Genomic DNA, 18330 nt, shown 5'->3' with positions numbered 1-18330 from the left:
GACACAAGAGACACGTTCATACGACGATAAAAATGAACGATGTAAAACAATCATTATATAAATTTATGAAAAAAATAATAACACTATCCCTACTTTTTATCTCAAGTATAACATTTGCACAGAATAAAGAAAAAGTAAAAGGTTCTAAAATTGTTAAACTTGAACAAAAACAAGTCGAAAATTTCGAAAGTATAGAAGTAGAAGATAACCTAGATGTTTTTTTGGTTAAAGGAAAAGAATGTGGTCTTGAAATTGAAGCTGATGACAATTTAATCGAATTTATTGAATACAAACTTACTGGTAAAAATCTCAGAATATCAACATCAAAAGACCTTTCAAGCTATAAAAAATTGAGTGTTCGTATAACTTACACTGATACTTTTAACATGGTAATTGTAAAAGACGAAACCAATGTGACTGCTTTATCAGATATAGTTTTGAATACTATCACCTTTAAATGTTATGATTATTCCAAATTGTTTTTGAATGCAAAAACAAAAGATTTTACCTTGATGGCTAATGATAAATCCAAAGTAGAATTAAACCTAAATTCAGATAAAACTGCTATTGACTTAAGTAAAAATGCATACGTAAAGGGATTAATTTCATCTATTGACATGCGATTTGATATGTATCAAAAATCATCAGCCGAGATAGAAGGTGAGGTGGTTAATTTAAAAGTACGCCAAGATAATAATTCAGAATTTATGGGAAAAAAATTGATAACTAAAAATGCAATATTAGAAACTAATAATGATTCTAAGAACACCATAAATGTTAATAACATCCTAACCTTAAACGCATCGGGAACCAGTGAAATAAAGCTTTTTGGCGAACCAACTAAGATAGAAATTATTCGATTTATTGAAAATGCATCACTATTTAAAAAACAATTAGTTAAATAGTTTTCTTCCACAAAGGTTATTTTATAAGTATTTTTTTGGTATAGCATATTATTTTAGCAGACAAACTTTCCTTTTTATTTATAAATTTCAATTACTTCAACTGACTTAAGGTTTCTGTAGCTATAGTATCTGAAGGACTAATAATTAAAACATTATTATAAAAGGTTTTAGCATCATTTAATTTGCCTAAACTTAATTTTGTTCCAGCCATTAACAAATTGGCTGAATAATCAAAGGGATATAAATTAACAACTTTTGTAATCAATGTTTCCGCCTGTGTGTATTGCTTTTGGTTATATTTTGATAATGCTAAGTTATAACCAGCAGTATAATTAGTTGGATCAATTGTTAAAATTTTAGAATAATTGTCATCCAATTCTTTCCAGTTTTGATTGGCATAATAAACGTTTGCAAGGCCTAAATGGGCTTCAATACTTTTTCCATTTAATGAAATGGCCTGTTTATAAGCATCTATTGCAGATTTATAATTCTTTGCTGTAAAATACAAATAACCTAATCTTGCTGCACCAAAATAATTAGAAGATTCAGATTTTATGGCATTTATAGCACCATCATAATCTAATTTGTATTCTAACTCATAACTCTTAGCAAAATTTGCTTTGTTTTGTGAAAATACATTCACAGAAATAAAAATAATTAATGTTAAAAAAATACTCTTCATAAGGATACTAATTAAAATTTATAGATTAATGTTAAAAAATAATTGTTATAATTAAATGATAGATTGTCATAAGTTCTAATATTTTGTTCTTTTTGTGCTGTTATATAGAGATTAAAATTAGAATTAATTTGATAACCAAGCGTACTTGATAAGTTATATTTAATTTCGCCAGGAAAGTTATAAAAATATTTAGCATGATATAATGAAAATAAGTTGTTGTCTTTTTTTAAATAATCAAAGCCTAAAATAAATTTCTTATAGTAAAAAGTTGTATTTATTGCAATGGCTTGACCTTTAATATCTTCTGAAGTTTCATCCTCACTATTTTCGTCTTTTGATATAGTTCTATTATTCTGATTAATTTGATAAAAACTCGGTGAAATTGTCCAATAGAGATTTTGAGACAATTTTAATTTATAATGCAAGCCTAAACCATATTGAAAAGCTTTTTGTGTAATACTTTGATCAAAAGTATAATTAATTTCATTCTTGCCAAAGATATAGCCAATATTAGGACTAATCGTAAAATTTCTAATTCTTTTGCTTATGCTTAATGAACCATTATAAAAATTTGACTTTCCTTCATAATTAGTGTTATCAGAAATACCATTATAAGTAGCTTGTGTAAAATGTATAGCAGGATTGATTTGAAAATAGTTTTTTATATTTATAAATGCACCTAAATGTGCTTCCTGTTGTTTTAAATCACCTTGATTTATTTTTTGGGATATATAATTTCCTCCAATATCTAAAGTTGTTTGAGAAGTTAAATTTAATCCCATCATCAATGAGCCATAATTCAAATTACCACCTAAATTTTTATCTTCAATTACTTTTATACCTCCTTCTAATGCCAAATAATTCATAGTTTTTTGCGGAAAATGGATATTTGTGTAATTTAGATTAGCTGTGCTAAGTTTTTTTCTAAGAAAGTTGGCTTCTTGCACATATCCCTGTAAATAAAGCGTAAAAAAATATTCTAAATCTATTTCACGGTTTTTATTTATTTGATAAGATTGTTTAAAATATTTTTCGGCTTTTTTTAAGTCGTTTTTACTATAATATAATTTACCTAAAGTGCTAAATAAATCAGCATTATTTGAAGCTAAAATTCTATATTCTAGTTTTTCTAATTGTTCCCAATTTTGCTGATTGGTATAAAAATTTGCTAAAAAAACTAAATTCTCTTCTGTTTTTTGTGACCAACCTAATTGAAAAAGAAAAATTAAGCAATAGCCGAAATTTTTAAACATGATAAGTTGATGTTTTGATTGTTTTTTTGGATGTTTAAAGACTGTATAGTATCATTAAAAATGATTGTTTTTGATTGAAAATATTTTCTTTTATAATTGAAAAATGATGAAATTATTTTAGAATGTAAAACAATTTGACTCGGATTTTGTTCGTTGTCAATCTCTTTAATTTCATTATGATATTTTGCTTTTACGATTTGGATAAATGGTGCAAAACAATCAAAAAACCATTGTAAATATTTTGGAATAACAAAATTTGGAATAATCCAATCACTTACTTCTACTGATTTATAAACTCCAAGCAAAACTTTTTGATGTGCTAAATAAAATTGAAATAACTCAGTATTTTTTGAACCAAAATAATCATAGAAATAAAATAAAATACCATCATTTTTAAAATAAGCTATAGCTTGAGTGCTTTCGTCTAAAATGTAAGATTTATTATAAGCATCAATACCAAAAAACCATTTTTTATAATAGATTTTTTTGTTTTTTTCTACTTTCCATTCAATCTGGTGATTAGGTAAAAATTTAAAAGCATTTTTCAATAAATTATTAGGCAAAATATTTTTTACAACCTCATTCTTTTTAGGATAATCAAATGAATGAAACTTTTGACCATTTTCGTTTTTTGTTAAATAATAAGCAAAAGGATATTTTATCGTTTTAGCACCAATTTCGGGTGAAGTTTGAAATTGTAAATGGATATGTGGCTCAGGTGATCTACCACTATTGCCACATAATCCTATAATTTGACCCGCATAAACATAATCATCTAGCTTTACTTTTAGACTTCCATTTAATAAATGAGATATTTTAAGATAAAAATTATCTGATATTTTAATCACAACGCTATTTCCCCAATTGTTTAAAGTATTAATTTCCCCTATAGGATTGTCAATAATGTTTTCTAAAATGTTTACCACATATCCTGAAACAGGGGCAATCACTGGTGCCTCATAAGCAAAATAATCTTTTAGAAATGCACCATGATTTTTATATGTTTTATTATTGTTATCTACAATATCAAAATCAAAAGCATGTTTCCAATCGCCAAGATGTGTTACTTTTCCATCTATGCCTTGACTCATTCGCCATTCACCCATAATAGGTAGATACACATGAAAAAACGTATTAGCTTTAAATCTTAATTTAGAATAAAAATTTTTATATAAATTATCTTCAGGACTACCTTGTTGAAAAGCAACTAATTCAATGCTATTGGTCTTTTCTCTATATTTTAATACCGTTAAAAATAGCAAAACAACTAATACAAAAGGTAATGAATACAAGGGTGAATTAACTTTAATAAATAATGGATTCAAAGCACCAACTAACAAACATGAAAAAGAAACTGTAAAAAATTGCAGTAAAAAAACTTTAGTAGAAGGAATAATAAAAAAACCGCCAAGTGCTAATGCAACTAAAATAAAATTAAATCCTATAGTTTGAAAAACAAGCTCTTTAAAATCGCCTAAAAAATTCAAATAGAAAATTACACCTATACTAAATCCTAGAAGAACTAATAAAAAATTAATTCTTGAATAAAAAAAGATAATGACTAAAATACAAAATCCTATAAATTGACTTGGTATAAAAAAAATTGCAGCCAATGAACTTAAAAGAATTTTAAAATAATCAAAAAAGACATTAGAAATATTAATCCTAAAATAATTTATAAAATCTTTTAATAAAAAAAAATCATCACTTATATTAGTTGTTATATTTAAATGACCATAAGATTGTTGATTAATACTTAAAATATACATACAAATCAAAAATGGTAATACCAAAAAAGGTAAGCCTTTTTTACTAAAATAATAAAAAAGCCATACACTTAAAAATAAAGAAAGCGTAGTAAATAATAACAACAGCATTAAAAAGTCAAAACTCCATGAAAATCTTGAAGATAAACCCAAAGCAACTAAGACTGTATTAAAAGTAAAAGTACCTGTTTGAGCAAGTTGATTATCAAAATTAAAAAGTTTTGAAAGGGATAAAGCAATGAAAAGACTTGATAATACAACAAATGCTTTGATAGGAAAAGTAGCAATTAACAAAAACAAACAAAATCCCACCCATTTTTTATTGGCAAAAATAATGTTGGAAAAACTTAAAAGTATTCCTTCAATATAATAGATAAGATTTTGCTTAATTAATTTATTCATTTTCTATACTTTGCAAATGGGCTGGTTTTTTTTCATTTTGTTCTAAAATAGCTAAATCATCACTTGATTTAATCACATGAGTTTGACCTCTAGTATCAATTAAAACAACATTAGGTCTCAAGGCTATAAACTGCATACTTTGGGTTATACAATAGGCTCCTACATAATGAACTACAACTTGGTCGCTCTTATTTAACGGTGGTAAGTTGATGTTTTCTCTTACCACATCTATGTTCATACACAAAGGGCCATATAGCACTGTGTCTTCTGTATGATAACCAAATGGTTGAGCTGGTGTAATTTTATGATCATACCAAAAAGATGTAAACATTAAATTTACCCCAAAGTCCATTATAGTAGCTTTTCTTCCATCACTCAAGCGTTTATTAGCAATGACACTCCCCAAAAGAAATCCTGCGTCATCAATCAATGCTCTGCCTGTTTCAAGATATAAAAATGGTAATTCGTCATAAGGAAAGCCCATGTTTAATAAAGTATTACAAATAGCATCTGCAAATTCTGATATTTCTGGAATATAGTCAGCAGCTACTTGATAGCTTCCTTTTAAAGTGTTTTTAGACGGAAAACCTCCTCCTAAATCAAGATATTCTATTCTTTTATTGAATTTTTGTTTTATTCCTAATGCTAAATCTGATAGTTTAGAGGCTGCAATAGCATAAGCATTGGTACTTAGCATATAGGTGCCTATATGACAATGTAAACCTACTAAATTCAATTTGTCTGAAATGATAATTTTTGTGATAGCTTCCCATGCTTGACCACTTTCATAATTAAATCCAAATCTATCCCAAATAGGATAAATGCCAGTATCCATATTAACTCTAATGGCTACTCTAGGCTTTTTCTTCAAATTTTCGGCTATACGAGTTAATAGATACAACTCATCAAAATGATCGATATGAATTAAACTATCATTTTTAACAGCGGTGGTTAAATCATCTTCTGTTTTTTCTGGACCATTAAAAATAATTTTATTACCAGGCACACCATTATTAATAGCCTTGTCATATTCAAATCTCGAAACAACTTCTGCCCAAGAACCTTCTTGATGATAAATATTACAAACTGCATTCAAATAACAAGTTTTATAACTCCAAGCAAACTGCACTTTTGGATATCTTGTTTCAAAAGCCCTTTTGGCATCTTGATAGTTATCTCTTATTTTCTTTTCAGAATAAACAAAAGTAGGAGAGCCATAGTCTTTGATAATGTCTCTTACAGCTACACCGTCTATGTGTGTTAATGCGTTGTATTCAGTTTTTGTGCCAAATTTATTCATTAATCCTGTGTTTAATGATTTGATGATTGGTCTTTCGTATTTTAATTTTTCCATGATTTATAATTTAAAATTCGCCTAATGTACTAATTGTTTCAAAAGATTTTATATTTACTATTTGGTCATAAGAATATCTAATAAACATTTGACCTACTTCATATTCTTCATAATATTTACATTTGCCAGTAAGGGCTAAATTGACTACAGATTCTACTTGATTTTGACCACATCCTGTTGTTAAATAACACCATGCAGGAAATCTAGGATTTATTTCTATTAGATGGTAAACTGGTTTTTCATCTTGATATGTTTTGATAAACTCCAATTCAAATGGACCACGCCACTTGGTGTTTTTAACCATTTTTTTTGTTATTTTTATTAATTCTTGATCATCTAAAGACACACCTGCCCAAGCTTTGCCTTTATCAGTTATATACAATTTTCGCATGGGTACAGCACCAATTAATTTGCCTTTGCCATCACCTACGCCGCAAACATTTACTTCAGAACCATGAACAAATTCTTGTAAAATGATAGGCAAACCCCATTGACTACTGATTTTGTTAAAATATTGAATAGCTTGATCAATATTATAGGCTACTTTGGCATCATAAAATTTACCTTTTATTGCTAATGGAAAACCTAATTTTTCTGATTCAGTTGCAATTTCAGCAACTTTAACAATATTTGCAGATTTTGGCACATTGATTTCATTTTTTATACCATATTCATACAAACTTGTTTTTTGTCTGGCATTAAATTGATCCATGGTTGGCAAAACCATTTTTATATCATAAGTTTTTGAAATATAGTCTTCTAGTTTGATAAAGTTGAATAATTCTGCATCAAAGTTTGGAAACAGAAACTGAATGTTTTCAATATCATTAATATAAGCTAACCTTTCTAACAATATGTCTTGCCCTGCTGAAGGTAATGGAATTTGATAAGTCTTATCTACATATTCTTTTAAATAAATTAATGGTTCTAAAGTTTCATAACTTAATCCTATAATTCTTACGTCAAATGATTTAGCTTCTTTTAAACTTCTAATCACTGCAAAGCCTGGACCTGGTGAATCAATGGCATTTAAACCAGTTACAGCTATCGTATAAATTGGTTTAATTTTCATTAGTTAGATAATTTATAAGACTTTAAACTAAAGACAAAGTCTTCATAATCTTTATCAGCAGTGTTTTTTTCTACATCAAATTTATCAACTATTGATGAGATAATTTCTTCTTTATTTTTATTCTCTTTTAATAGAGAAACAATGTGAATAGCGGTATCATTTAATGTGAAAGAATCGCCAGTAGTAGGGTTAAACAAAAAGCCACTTTCACTTATGGCTACATTTCTTAATATACTCATATCTATTAGTTTTAAAAATTGATAATGCAAAGAAAGGGTGAGTTATCCAAAAAATATTTATAAAATTTTATTTAAAATGTATAAAATTTTAAATATCTTCTAAAGGTTTAATTTTTAAATCTTTATTGTTTTTAAAATCAGAAACTGTATAACCAGTTATTTTTTTAAATTGATTACTCAAATAATGAACACTACTGTAATTCATCATATAACTTATCTCACTTAAGTTATATTCGTTTCTTCTGATCATGTGTTTTACACATTCAATTTTCAATAAAATGATGTAATTTTCTAAAGTATAAGGCTGAAAATCAGAAAAAATCTTGCTTATTTTATTATATGGTAAACCTAACTTTTCACTTATATAATTAGATTTTTTAATCAATGAGTCTACATTATTTGCCATATAGATAAGTTCTATACAAGCAATTTTTATTTTTTCAACCAAAATGAGGTTTTCATCTTTAACAATAACAAATTCTAAATCTTCAATTTTTTTATAAATGTATTGTGAGGTAAGTTTAGTTTTGTCATAAAACAATGATACTTCTCCCAATAAAATATAATTTACAGTAACCCCATCTATGTTGTTAAAAACTAATTCTAATAGCTTTATTCCACTTTTGGTGTAAAGGTTTTTTAAATGAATGATGAGTTTTTCTTGTAACAAAATTTAAATAAATTAACATAATTGACTTGTGTTTCAAGAAGAAATACAAAAGAAGCACTTGTGGTAACCCAATAAATCTATTCTATAAAATCCTTATGAAACGAAATAATTATATAATAAACATCAAAAAAATTAAATTTTCAAAACCAATTATTTAGAATTACTACAAAGACGCTAAATATCTTTCGGCATCTAGAGCAGCCATACAGCCAGTTCCTGCGGCAGTTATAGCTTGTCGATACACATGATCGGCTGCATCGCCTGCTACAAAAACCCCAGTAATATTTGTTTTGGAAGTACCTGGATTATTAATTATGTATCCCGTTTCATCTAGTTTCAAATAGTCAGCAAAAATTTCAGTATTAGGTTTATGACCAATAGCGACAAAGAAACCAGTAGCAGGAATATCAAAAATAGTTCCAGTAGTTTTGTTTTTGGCTTTAACAGCAGTCACGACTTGACCATCACCAAGAACCTCAACCGTGTCGTGATTCATTAATATAGTTATGTTTTCTGTTTTGCGGACACGAGCTTCCATAATTTTAGAAGCTCTAAATTTATCACTTCGAACAAGCATGGTTACTTTTTTGCATAATTTTGATAAATAATGTGCTTCTTCACATGCAGAATCTCCTGCGCCAACAATTACCACTTCTTGATTTCTGTAAAAAAAACCGTCACAAACTGCACAGGCAGAAACACCACCACCAGTTTGTAAATAATGTTGTTCTGAAGGCAATCCCAAATATTTAGCAGAAGCACCTGTTGAAATTATAACCGTTTCAGCATGAATTTCCTTCGTATCATTTACCCATACTTTATGAATACTTCCAGAAAAATCAACTTTTGTAACCCAACCATCACGAACATCAGTTCCAAAACGCTGCGCTTGCGCTTGAATACCAACCATCATTTCAGGTCCAGTTATTCCTTCAGGATTTCCTGGCCAATTTTCTACTTCATTTGTGGTTGTTAATTGGCCACCAGGTTGAGTCCCTTGGTACAAAACAGGATTCATGTTAGCTCTTGCAGCATAAATTGCAGCGGTGTATCCCGCAGGTCCAGAACCTATAATTAAGCATTTTACTTTTTCAATTGTATCTGACATAAATTTTATTTTAATTTATATGCAAAGGTAACTTTTTAAAATGAAAAATATTATTCTAAAAAATCAGAAAAAGCTATGAAAAAATAATTTCCTATTATTCTTTGAATACGGAATATTACGATTATATTTGCAACCGAATTTAACTTTTTCGGGGTGTAGCGTAGCCCGGTTATCGCGCCTGCTTTGGGAGCAGGAGGCCGCAGGTTCGAATCCTGCCACCCCGACTTAATCCTTTCTAATATTTTTTTAGAAAGGATTTTTTTATTTGAATATTTATCGAAAAATAAAATTCCAATACGATATAATTTCTATTTTTGTTAGAAATCAAAACTAACACAACAATTATGCTCATTATTGGTATTGCAGGTGGAACGGGAAGTGGAAAAACAACCGTTGTACACCAAATTATGAATGAATTACCAGAAACCGAAGTCGGTGTTTTGTCACAAGACTCATATTATAAAGAAAATAATAACCTTAGCTATGAAGAAAGAGCTCTAGTGAACTTTGATCACCCGAGAGCAATTGATTTCGAACTTCTTGTTAAACACCTTCAGGATTTAAAAAAGGGTAAAACCATTGAGCAACCTGTTTATTCCTTTATCACTCATAATCGAACCGAAGATACAATAATTACTCATCCAAGAAAGGTTATGATTGTGGAAGGGATATTAATTTTGACAAATCCTGAACTTCGTGATTTATTTGATGTAAAAGTATTTGTTCACGCCGACTCTGATGAACGGCTTATTAGAAGACTTAAAAGAGATATTGCAGAACGTGGGAGAGATATGGAAGAAGTATTAAACAGATACCAAACTACGTTGAAACCTATGCACCAACAATTTATTGAGCCAACGAAAGCTTACGCCGATATTATTATTCCTAATGATAAATATAATACTGTGGCAATTGATGTGGTGAGAGCCGTCATAAACCAAAGAATTACGTAAATACTTACTGATGAGTTTTTTAAAAAATCTAACCGATGCCTATCCTATTCTCAAAATTTTGGGAAACAGATATATTATTGTGTTGGCTTTTTTTATTATTTGGATGCTTTTCATTGATAATACTTCGTATATGGAGCATCGAATTTTAAATAAAGAATTAGAAGAATTAGAAGACAATAAAAAATACTATCAGAATGAAATTAAAAAAGATGAAGAAAACATAAAACTTCTGAAAAATGATGATAATGTTGAGAAGTATGCTCGCGAAAAATATTATATGAAACGCGACAGCGAAGACATTTACATCATTGAATACGAAGAAGAAACGCTACCCGAAGAAAAATCAAAATCATTATAGTGCAATGGCAAATACATTATTTTCAGAATTTAATCCTGTGTCCTCTAAACAATGGAAACAACAAATTCAGTATGAACTTAAAGGCTTAGATTATAACGAAACTTTGATTTGGGAAAGTCCAGAAGGCATAAAGGTAAAACCATTTTATCATGCTGATGAAACAGAAGTAAAATTTCAAATAAATTCTGCGAAAAAAAAGTTTACTATTGTTCAAAATATTTATGTTCAAGATATCAAAAAATCAAATGAGCGCGCATTCAATTCTTTAAATCGCGGTGCAGAGAGTATTCGTTTTACAATTGAAAACGAAACTGTTTCTATTGAGGAATTAATGCAAAACTTACCTCTTGAAAAAACAACTTATTTTTTTTATTTGCCTTTCCTTTCAATCGATTTCGTAACTAAATTAAGTGAATTTGCAACTAAAAACAATGCTGATTTCATAATTCAATTAGATCCAATTGGTCAATTTTGCAAAGACGGAAACTGGTTTGAAAATATTAAAAATGATTTTGAAAAGCTAAATACAATTTCAAAACTTACCTTTTCAACAATCAATATCAAAGCAGGAATTTATCAAAATGCAGGAGCAAATATGGTGCAGCAATTAGCATATACTCTAGCTCATATCAATGAATATTTCAATAGAATTCAATTTATACATCAACCCGTAACGATTGAAATTTCAGTGGGAACAAATTATTTTTTCGAAATTGCTAAACTACGTGCGTTGCGTCTTTTATTCAAAACCTTAGCTACCGAATATAATCACAATTACGACTGTCACATTATTGTAACACCAACTAAGAGAAACAAAACAATTTATGATTATAACGTAAATATGTTGCGCACTACTACTGAATGTATGAGTGCAATTCTTGGTGGTGCCAACTCAATTTCAAATTTACCATACGACAGTTTGTATCACAAAGACAACGAATTTGGTGATAGAATTGCTAGAAATCAATTACTAATTTTAAAAAACGAAAGTTATTTTGACAAAGTAAGTAATCCTGCTGATGGAAGTTACTACATCGAAAACCTAACAGAACAATTAGCAGAAAAAGCATTACTGTTATTCAAAGAAATTGAAGATAAAGATGGTTTAATTACGCAATTAGTTGAAGGAAATATTCAAAAAAAGATTTCAGAAAGCGCTCAAAAAGAACAAGATTTATTCGATAGCGGGAAAGAAATATTGTTAGGAACCAATAAATATCCTAATAAAAATAACCGAATGAAAGATGATTTAGAATTATATCCATTTGTAAAACAAAATCCTCGAAAAACTCAAATCACTCCTATCATTGAAAAACGATTAGCTGAAAAATTAGAGCAAGCACGATTAAACGAAGAAAAATAAAAAACAGTAAACTTATAAGCTTAGAAAATAACTCGTTATGAAAATTTTTAACTTACAAATTGAAGTAGATAAAAATCGAATCGTTATAAAGGTACCGGATGAATTTATTGGTGGAAAAATTGAATTAAAAATAACTTCTGAAGATAAAAAAACAAAGTCGTTTACTACCTTGAAAGAAACTAAAAATAGTGAAATTTCAAATTTAACTAGTTATTTGAAAAGTACTAGAAGTGAAGATGTTCTTGATAGTTTTCCATCATGGTTCAACCCTGACTCTTTGAATGATATAAATGATAATATTGATGATATGTAATCAAGATTAACTCAAATAAAAAATGAGAAAAAATATCCAACATATAAAGTTAAAGTCAGAAGCAAAAAGTGTAGAATCGGAAGATAAAATTTTCCTCACTGCCGAAGGCATTGAAGTAAAACCAACATACTCCAAAGAAGACATTGAAAATTTGGAACACATTGGTTTTGGTGCTGGTTTTGCACCAAATCTTCGCGGACCATACGCAACCATGTACGTTCGTCGTCCTTGGACCATTCGCCAATATGCCGGATTTTCAACTGCAGAAGAAAGCAATGCTTTCTATAGAAGAAATCTGGCAGCAGGACAAAAAGGACTTTCGGTTGCTTTCGATTTAGCCACTCACAGAGGTTACGATTCCGACCACGAACGTGTTTTTGGTGATGTTGGAAAAGCTGGTGTTGCCATCGATTCAGTCGAAGATATGAAAATATTATTCGACCAAATACCAATGGATGAAATGTCGGTTTCTATGACTATGAATGGTGCGGTTTTACCAATTATGGCATTCTATATAGTTGCTGCTGAAGAACAAGGTGTTGCTCCAGAATTACTTTCGGGAACCATTCAAAACGATATTTTGAAGGAGTTCATGGTTAGAAATACCTACATCTATCCGCCAACGCCATCGATGAAAATCATTGCTGATATTTTTGAATATACGAGCAAAAAAATGCCAAAATTCAACTCGATTTCTATTTCGGGTTACCACATGCAAGAAGCTGGAGCAACGGCCGACATTGAGTTGGCATACACTTTGGCTGACGGTTTAGAATATATTCGAACAGGTTTAGCCACCGGAATGAAAATCGATGAGTTCGCTCCTCGCCTATCTTTTTTCTGGGCAATTGGAATGAACCATTTTATGGAAATTGCCAAAATGCGCGCTGGTCGAATGTTATGGGCAAAATTGCTAAAACAATTCAGTCCAAAAGATGAAAAATCATTGGCTTTAAGAACACATTGTCAAACATCAGGTTGGAGTTTAACTGAGCAAGATCCGTTTAATAATGTGGCTCGAACTTGCATTGAAGCCGCTGCTGCAGCATTTGGAGGAACACAATCCTTACACACCAACGCCTTAGATGAAGCGATTGCTTTACCAACCGATTTCTCGGCTAGAATTGCTAGAAATACCCAAATATTTTTACAAGAAGAAACCAAAATTTGCAAAACCGTTGATCCTTGGGCTGGAAGTTATTATGTAGAAAGTCTGACCAACGAAATAGCACAAAACGCTTGGAAACTTATTGAAGAAGTGGAAGAACTCGGCGGAATGACCAAAGCCATCGAAGCTGGTATCCCGAAATTGCGTATTGAAGAAGCTGCGGCAAGAAAGCAAGCTAGAATCGATAGCAGTCAAGATATAATTGTTGGTGTGAACAAATTCCGTTTAGAAAAAGAAGATCCATTACAGATTTTGGATGTTGATAACGATATGGTGCGCAAGCAACAAATTGAGCGTTTGACACAAATAAAAGCCACTCGCGATAACACCAAAGTAGCCGAATGTTTAGCAAAATTAACTGCTGCTGCAAAGAAGTCAACGGAAAATAGAACAGATCCTGATTTGCATCAGGATAATAATTTATTATCTTTAGCAGTAGAAGCAGCCAGAAACAGAGCCACATTAGGTGAAATTAGTGATGCTTTGGAAGCAGTTTTCGGAAGATATAAAGCACAAATTAGAAGTTTTAGCGGCGTGTACAGTAAAGAAATAAAAAATGACGAAAGTTTTGAAAAAGCAAAACAACTAGCCGATGCCTTCGCCAAGAAAGAAGGTCGTCGACCTAGAATTATGATTGCCAAAATGGGACAAGACGGACACGATCGTGGTGCGAAAGTAGTTGCCACAGGTTATGCTGACGTAGGTTTTGACGTAGATATTGGACCTTTATTTCAAACACCAAAAGAAGCTGCGAAACAAGCGGTAGAAAACGACGTTCACATTCTGGGAGTTTCCTCGCTGGCTGCCGGACACAAAACGTTAGTACCACAAGTTATTGACGAACTAAAAAAATACGGTCGCGAAGACATCATGGTAATTGTTGGCGGTGTAATTCCTGCGCAAGATTACCAATTCCTTTTTGACGCTGGCGCAGTTGCCGTTTTTGGTCCTGGAACTAAAATTAGTGAAGCTGCTATAACTATTTTAGAAGTCTTATTGAAAGATTAAAAAATTAGACTTGACAATTAATCATTTTTAAAAAAAATACTTATCTTTATATGCCCGTAATCTTGTTGTTTAACCTAGAATTAACAATCATTAAATCCTAATTTTATGAAAAACAAGATGTTAAAAACTATTTTTCTTAGTACAGTTTCAATTTTATTTATTGGATGTCAAGCCAAAAAAGACGAGCCTATTGCAATAGATAAAGAACAAATCAAAAACGAAATTCAGGCCATCGAAAACAAAATGGCGGAAATGTTTAATGATCGAAATGTTAATGCTTCGCTTTACTATGACGAAAATGCAGTAAGTTTTTCTCAAAACAAACCCCCGATTAATGGGAGATTTGAAATCGAAAAATCAATAAAAGAAGACTTAGCTGGTTTTCCAAAAGGATATCAAATTGCTTTTGTGGTCAATGAAATTTTTCCTTCTTCTGATGGTATACAAGTGGTGGAAATTGGCAATTATAGAGTTTCCGACTCTACAAGCACGGCACTTTACACAGGAAATTACATCGCTGTTTTTGAAAAAATAAATGGAAAATATTTGTGCATTAGAGATATGTCAGCATCTGATAGAAGATTGGACAGCAACATAGTAGCTGAAACAGAAAAAAAGTAAAATAACATTAGGTTCATATATTTAAAATAAGCATCTCCAAAATGAGGTGCTTTTTTTGTACCCAATTCATAAAAGTATTACTTTTAAGACTTATAAAAAAAGTATGTCAAAACTCCCTAATGTTGGCACTAGTATATTTACCATAATGTCACAAATGGCTGCGGAAAACAACGCTATCAATCTTTCGCAAGGATTTCCTAATTTTCCAGTTGATTTTAGGCTTACAGAAATACTTTCAAAATTAGCTTCAGAAAATGTTCATCAATACACTCCCATGAGTGGTTTACCTTCACTACTAGAAAAAATAGCAATACTGACAAAGCAATCTTATCAAAGAACTGTTTCACCAAAAGGAGAAATTCTCATCACAGCTGGTGCAACTGAAGGAATATTTGCCACAATTCAGGCTTTAGTAAAAGCGGGAGAAGAGGTTATAATATTAGACCCAAGTTATGACTGCTATGAAGCACCAATACTTTTGAGTAATGCCAAACCAATTCGAGTTTCACTCAATAGTGATTTCACCCCAAATTGGGAAAAGATAAATAATGTGGTAAATAAAAAAACAAAACTCATTATAATCAATAATCCACATAATCCAACAGGGAAAACGTGGTCAGTTGATGATTTTTTACAATTGGAAAAATTAGTCGATAGTTACCCTAATCTTCTCGTTCTTTCGGATGAAGTATATGAATATATTACTTTTGAAAAAAAACACATTTCTATAAATGAACGTTCTAAACTTTATGAAAGAAGTATCGTCATTTCTTCGTTTGGCAAATCACTTCATATCACCGGTTGGAAAGTAGGATACGTTATTGCGCCAGTAAACATCATGATTGAAATAAAAAAAGTGCATCAATTTTTGGTTTTTAGCGTTAGTAGTATTGCTCAACATGCTATTAATGAATATTTGGATATAGTTGATTTCAATAGTATTAGAACATTTTATCAGGAGAAAAGGACACTTTTTAGAAACTTAATGAGTGAAACCAAATTGGAACTATTACCTTGTGAAGGAACTTATTTTCAAGTGGCTTCCTATGCCGCTATCTCAGATGAGACAGATATAGATTTCACCAAACGATTAGTTACCGAATTTGGAGTAGCTACTATTCCAATTTCTACTTTTTATGCTAATGGTGACGACCATAAATGCATTCGTTTTTGCTTTGCTAAAGATGATAAAACCCTAGTGCAAGCAGCAGAACGATTGCTCAAATTATAATAAAAATTATATCTTTACGATAAATACTCATAGGCAGTAATTAAACTATATAAAAAATAAAAATTATGGATTTTTCAGCAAAAATGCTTCGCGATAATGCTTTAGCAGACAAGGTAATAGTAGTAACTGGTGGCGGAAGCGGACTAGGTAAAGCAATGACTAAATATTTCTTAGAATTGGGTGCCAAAGTAGCCATAACCTCGCGTGATGTAGAAAAATTAAAAACAACGGCACAAGAATTAGAAAAAGAAACTGGCGGAAATTGTCTTCCAATTCAATGCGATGTTCGCCATTATGATCAAGTAGAAGCCATGCTTTCCGAAGTATTGAAAACTTTTGGCAGTGTAGATGTTTTATTAAACAATGCCGCTGGAAACTTCATCTCTCCTACTGAGAGATTATCAGCAAATGCCTTTGATACCATCATTGACATTGTTTTGAAAGGTTCTAAAAATTGTACACTTGCATTTGGAAAGCATTGGATAGATAAAAAACAAACCAATTGTAATGTTTTAAATATTGTTACAACTTATGCATGGACAGGTTCAGGCTATGTTGTACCAAGTGCCACTGCAAAAGCAGGCGTTTTGGCGATGACAAGAAGTCTCGCAGTGGAATGGGCAAAATATGGCATACGAATGAACGCCATTGCTCCTGGACCATTTCCTACCAAAGGTGCTTGGGATAGATTATTACCTGGCGATTTAGCCGAAAAATTTGATATGGCAAAAAAAGTGCCGTTGCGACGTGTTGGTGACCACCAAGAATTAGCCAATTTGGCTGCTTATTTAGTTTCTGATTTCTCTGCTTACATCAATGGTGAAGTAGTAACAATAGACGGTGGTGAATGGCTTCAAGGTGCAGGACAGTTCAATATTTTGGAAAAAATTCCGCAAGAAATGTGGGATATGCTGGAAGCGATGATTAAGAACAAAGGAAGTAAATAATAGTGGTCAGTTCTCAGTTTTTAGTTGGCAGAAACACTACTGAACACTTAATACTGAACACTATGCACTTTTACCAGATTGTTAACAAAATTCGGTTGCCAAAGCCATAAATAATCGTATTTTTACCGTTCAAAATTTGTAAAAAATAAATGGGTAAAATCATTGCTATTGCCAATCAAAAAGGTGGTGTTGGAAAAACAACAACTTCGGTTAATCTCGCAGCATCACTAGGAGTTTTAGAAAAAAAAGTGTTATTAATTGATGCCGATCCACAAGCAAATGCGAGTTCGGGATTAGGGATTGATGTTGAAAGTATATCTATTGGAACATATCAGATTTTAGAACACAGTAATACTCCTGATGAAGCCGTTATTGCATGCTCTGCACCGAATGTTTGGGTTATTCCTGCACATATTGATTTGGTTGCTATCGAAATTGAGCTTGTTGACAAAGAAAATCGAGAATATATGCTTAAAGAAGCATTAGCAACAATCAAAGACCAATATGATTTTATAATTATCGATTGTGCACCATCACTAGGTTTATTAACTTTAAATGCTTTAACTGCTGCTGATAGTGTTGTCATTCCTATTCAATGCGAATATTTTGCATTAGAAGGTTTAGGGAAATTGTTGAATACTATTAAAAGCGTGCAAAAAATTCATAACCCAGATTTAGATATTGAAGGACTTTTATTGACTATGTTTGATTCTCGTTTGCGTTTATCAAACCAAGTTGTTGAAGAAGTGCAAAAACATTTTAATGATATGGTTTTCAAAACTATTATTCAGCGAAATGTAAAATTAAGCGAGGCACCAAGTTTTGGTGAAAGTATCATTAACTTTGATGCAACAAGTAGAGGTGCTTCTAACTACCTTAGTTTAGCAAATGAAATTATCAAAAAAAACAGTAACTAA

The 18330-nt window shown here is 30.8% G+C and carries 18 protein-coding genes and 1 tRNA gene; 11 read left to right on the top strand and 8 right to left on the bottom strand.

All coding sequences use genetic code 11. The features are described from left to right. Positions 1–65 precede the first annotated feature (65 nt). Positions 66–905 (top strand): GIN domain-containing protein, encoded by an 840-nt coding sequence (locus WFZ85_RS05785; RefSeq protein ID WP_342695339.1) that lies wholly within the window; start codon positions 66–68, stop codon positions 903–905. 91 nt (positions 906–996) lie between these two features. On the opposite strand, the gene WFZ85_RS05780 is transcribed toward WFZ85_RS05785, so the two are convergent. The 8 genes from WFZ85_RS05780 to trxB form a co-directional block, all read right to left on the bottom strand. After that, positions 997–1587, bottom strand: coding sequence for a tetratricopeptide repeat protein (locus tag WFZ85_RS05780; RefSeq protein ID WP_342695338.1), 591 nt, complete (start codon positions 1585–1587; stop codon positions 997–999). Between the two features lie 11 nt (positions 1588–1598). Next, positions 1599–2840, bottom strand: coding sequence for a tetratricopeptide repeat protein (locus tag WFZ85_RS05775; RefSeq protein WP_342695337.1), 1242 nt, complete (start codon positions 2838–2840; stop codon positions 1599–1601). Next, positions 2813–5008 (bottom strand): urea transporter, encoded by a 2196-nt coding sequence (locus tag WFZ85_RS05770; protein WP_342695336.1) that lies wholly within the window; start codon positions 5006–5008, stop codon positions 2813–2815. The genes WFZ85_RS05775 and WFZ85_RS05770 overlap by 28 nt, the downstream gene beginning before the upstream one ends. Continuing rightward, on the bottom strand, positions 5001–6362 hold the full coding sequence (locus WFZ85_RS05765; RefSeq protein ID WP_342695335.1) for a type III PLP-dependent enzyme domain-containing protein: 1362 nt from the start codon (positions 6360–6362) through the stop codon (positions 5001–5003). Before WFZ85_RS05765 ends, WFZ85_RS05770 begins: the two co-directional genes overlap by 8 nt. A gap of 10 nt (positions 6363–6372) precedes the next feature. Further along, positions 6373–7434, bottom strand: a complete 1062-nt coding sequence (locus WFZ85_RS05760; protein ID WP_342695334.1) for an ATP-grasp domain-containing protein — start codon at positions 7432–7434, stop codon at positions 6373–6375. Continuing rightward, positions 7434–7673 carry a PqqD family protein gene (locus WFZ85_RS05755; protein WP_342695333.1) on the bottom strand — a complete coding sequence of 80 codons (240 nt, stop codon included), beginning with the start codon at positions 7671–7673 and terminating at the stop codon, positions 7434–7436. Before WFZ85_RS05755 ends, WFZ85_RS05760 begins: the two co-directional genes overlap by 1 nt. An 88-nt stretch (positions 7674–7761) precedes the next feature. Beyond that, positions 7762–8343, bottom strand: a complete 582-nt coding sequence (locus WFZ85_RS05750) for a helix-turn-helix domain-containing protein (protein ID WP_342695332.1) — start codon at positions 8341–8343, stop codon at positions 7762–7764. Between the two features lie 163 nt (positions 8344–8506). Beyond that, the gene (trxB, locus tag WFZ85_RS05745; protein WP_342695331.1) at positions 8507–9451 is read right to left on the bottom strand and encodes a thioredoxin-disulfide reductase; all 945 of its coding nucleotides are present in this window, start codon (positions 9449–9451) and stop codon (positions 8507–8509) included. Positions 9452–9600: 149 nt separating this feature from the next. Here trxB and WFZ85_RS05740 point away from each other — a divergent pair. The 10 genes from WFZ85_RS05740 (at position 9601) to WFZ85_RS05695 (ending at position 18330) form a co-directional block, all read left to right on the top strand. After that, positions 9601–9675, top strand: a tRNA-Pro gene (locus WFZ85_RS05740). A 120-nt stretch (positions 9676–9795) separates the two neighbouring features. Then, a complete protein-coding gene (gene udk / locus WFZ85_RS05735) occupies positions 9796–10404 on the top strand; it encodes a uridine kinase (protein ID WP_342695330.1) in 609 nt (202 codons plus the stop codon). Positions 10405–10414: 10 nt separating this feature from the next. Continuing rightward, the gene (locus tag WFZ85_RS05730; RefSeq protein WP_342695329.1) at positions 10415–10762 is read left to right on the top strand and encodes an FtsB family cell division protein; all 348 of its coding nucleotides are present in this window, start codon (positions 10415–10417) and stop codon (positions 10760–10762) included. A gap of 4 nt (positions 10763–10766) precedes the next feature. Further along, a complete protein-coding gene (locus WFZ85_RS05725) occupies positions 10767–12125 on the top strand; it encodes a methylmalonyl-CoA mutase subunit beta (protein ID WP_342695328.1) in 1359 nt (452 codons plus the stop codon). Between the two features lie 37 nt (positions 12126–12162). Further along, entirely contained in the window at positions 12163–12438 is a 276-nt protein-coding gene (locus WFZ85_RS05720) for a hypothetical protein (protein ID WP_342695327.1), read from the top strand. Positions 12439–12460: 22 nt separating this feature from the next. Beyond that, positions 12461–14614, top strand: coding sequence for a methylmalonyl-CoA mutase (scpA, locus tag WFZ85_RS05715; protein WP_342695326.1), 2154 nt, complete (start codon positions 12461–12463; stop codon positions 14612–14614). 105 nt (positions 14615–14719) lie between these two features. Continuing rightward, entirely contained in the window at positions 14720–15235 is a 516-nt protein-coding gene (locus tag WFZ85_RS05710; RefSeq protein WP_342695325.1) for a YybH family protein, read from the top strand. Positions 15236–15338: 103 nt separating this feature from the next. Continuing rightward, positions 15339–16466, top strand: a complete 1128-nt coding sequence (locus WFZ85_RS05705) for a methionine aminotransferase (RefSeq protein ID WP_342695324.1) — start codon at positions 15339–15341, stop codon at positions 16464–16466. 65 nt (positions 16467–16531) lie between these two features. After that, on the top strand, positions 16532–17413 hold the full coding sequence (locus tag WFZ85_RS05700; RefSeq protein ID WP_342695323.1) for an SDR family oxidoreductase: 882 nt from the start codon (positions 16532–16534) through the stop codon (positions 17411–17413). Between the two features lie 149 nt (positions 17414–17562). Continuing rightward, complete coding sequence (locus tag WFZ85_RS05695; protein WP_342695322.1) at positions 17563–18330, top strand: ParA family protein; 768 nt, start codon at positions 17563–17565, stop codon at positions 18328–18330.

Origin of the sequence: Flavobacterium aureirubrum (assembly GCF_038739835.1) — a bacterium.
Taxonomy (GTDB): Bacteria; Bacteroidota; Bacteroidia; order Flavobacteriales; family Flavobacteriaceae; genus Flavobacterium; species Flavobacterium aureirubrum.
Note: the sequence above shows the minus strand (reverse complement) of the source record. Positions and strands in the feature narration are given on the sequence as shown.

Coding starts and splice junctions, on each gene's coding strand:
- WFZ85_RS05785 (WP_342695339.1), top strand. CDS start 66: ATGAAAAAAATAATAACACTATCCCTACTTTTTATCTCAAGTATAACA.
- WFZ85_RS05780 (WP_342695338.1), bottom strand. CDS start 1,587: ATGAAGAGTATTTTTTTAACATTAATTATTTTTATTTCTGTGAATGTA.
- WFZ85_RS05775 (WP_342695337.1), bottom strand. CDS start 2,840: ATGTTTAAAAATTTCGGCTATTGCTTAATTTTTCTTTTTCAATTAGGT.
- WFZ85_RS05770 (WP_342695336.1), bottom strand. CDS start 5,008: ATGAATAAATTAATTAAGCAAAATCTTATCTATTATATTGAAGGAATA.
- WFZ85_RS05765 (WP_342695335.1), bottom strand. CDS start 6,362: ATGGAAAAATTAAAATACGAAAGACCAATCATCAAATCATTAAACACA.
- WFZ85_RS05760 (WP_342695334.1), bottom strand. CDS start 7,434: ATGAAAATTAAACCAATTTATACGATAGCTGTAACTGGTTTAAATGCC.
- WFZ85_RS05755 (WP_342695333.1), bottom strand. CDS start 7,673: ATGAGTATATTAAGAAATGTAGCCATAAGTGAAAGTGGCTTTTTGTTT.
- trxB (WP_342695331.1), bottom strand. CDS start 9,451: ATGTCAGATACAATTGAAAAAGTAAAATGCTTAATTATAGGTTCTGGA.
- udk (WP_342695330.1), top strand. CDS start 9,796: ATGCTCATTATTGGTATTGCAGGTGGAACGGGAAGTGGAAAAACAACC.
- WFZ85_RS05730 (WP_342695329.1), top strand. CDS start 10,415: ATGAGTTTTTTAAAAAATCTAACCGATGCCTATCCTATTCTCAAAATT.
- WFZ85_RS05725 (WP_342695328.1), top strand. CDS start 10,767: ATGGCAAATACATTATTTTCAGAATTTAATCCTGTGTCCTCTAAACAA.
- WFZ85_RS05720 (WP_342695327.1), top strand. CDS start 12,163: ATGAAAATTTTTAACTTACAAATTGAAGTAGATAAAAATCGAATCGTT.
- scpA (WP_342695326.1), top strand. CDS start 12,461: ATGAGAAAAAATATCCAACATATAAAGTTAAAGTCAGAAGCAAAAAGT.
- WFZ85_RS05710 (WP_342695325.1), top strand. CDS start 14,720: ATGAAAAACAAGATGTTAAAAACTATTTTTCTTAGTACAGTTTCAATT.
- WFZ85_RS05705 (WP_342695324.1), top strand. CDS start 15,339: ATGTCAAAACTCCCTAATGTTGGCACTAGTATATTTACCATAATGTCA.
- WFZ85_RS05700 (WP_342695323.1), top strand. CDS start 16,532: ATGGATTTTTCAGCAAAAATGCTTCGCGATAATGCTTTAGCAGACAAG.
- WFZ85_RS05695 (WP_342695322.1), top strand. CDS start 17,563: ATGGGTAAAATCATTGCTATTGCCAATCAAAAAGGTGGTGTTGGAAAA.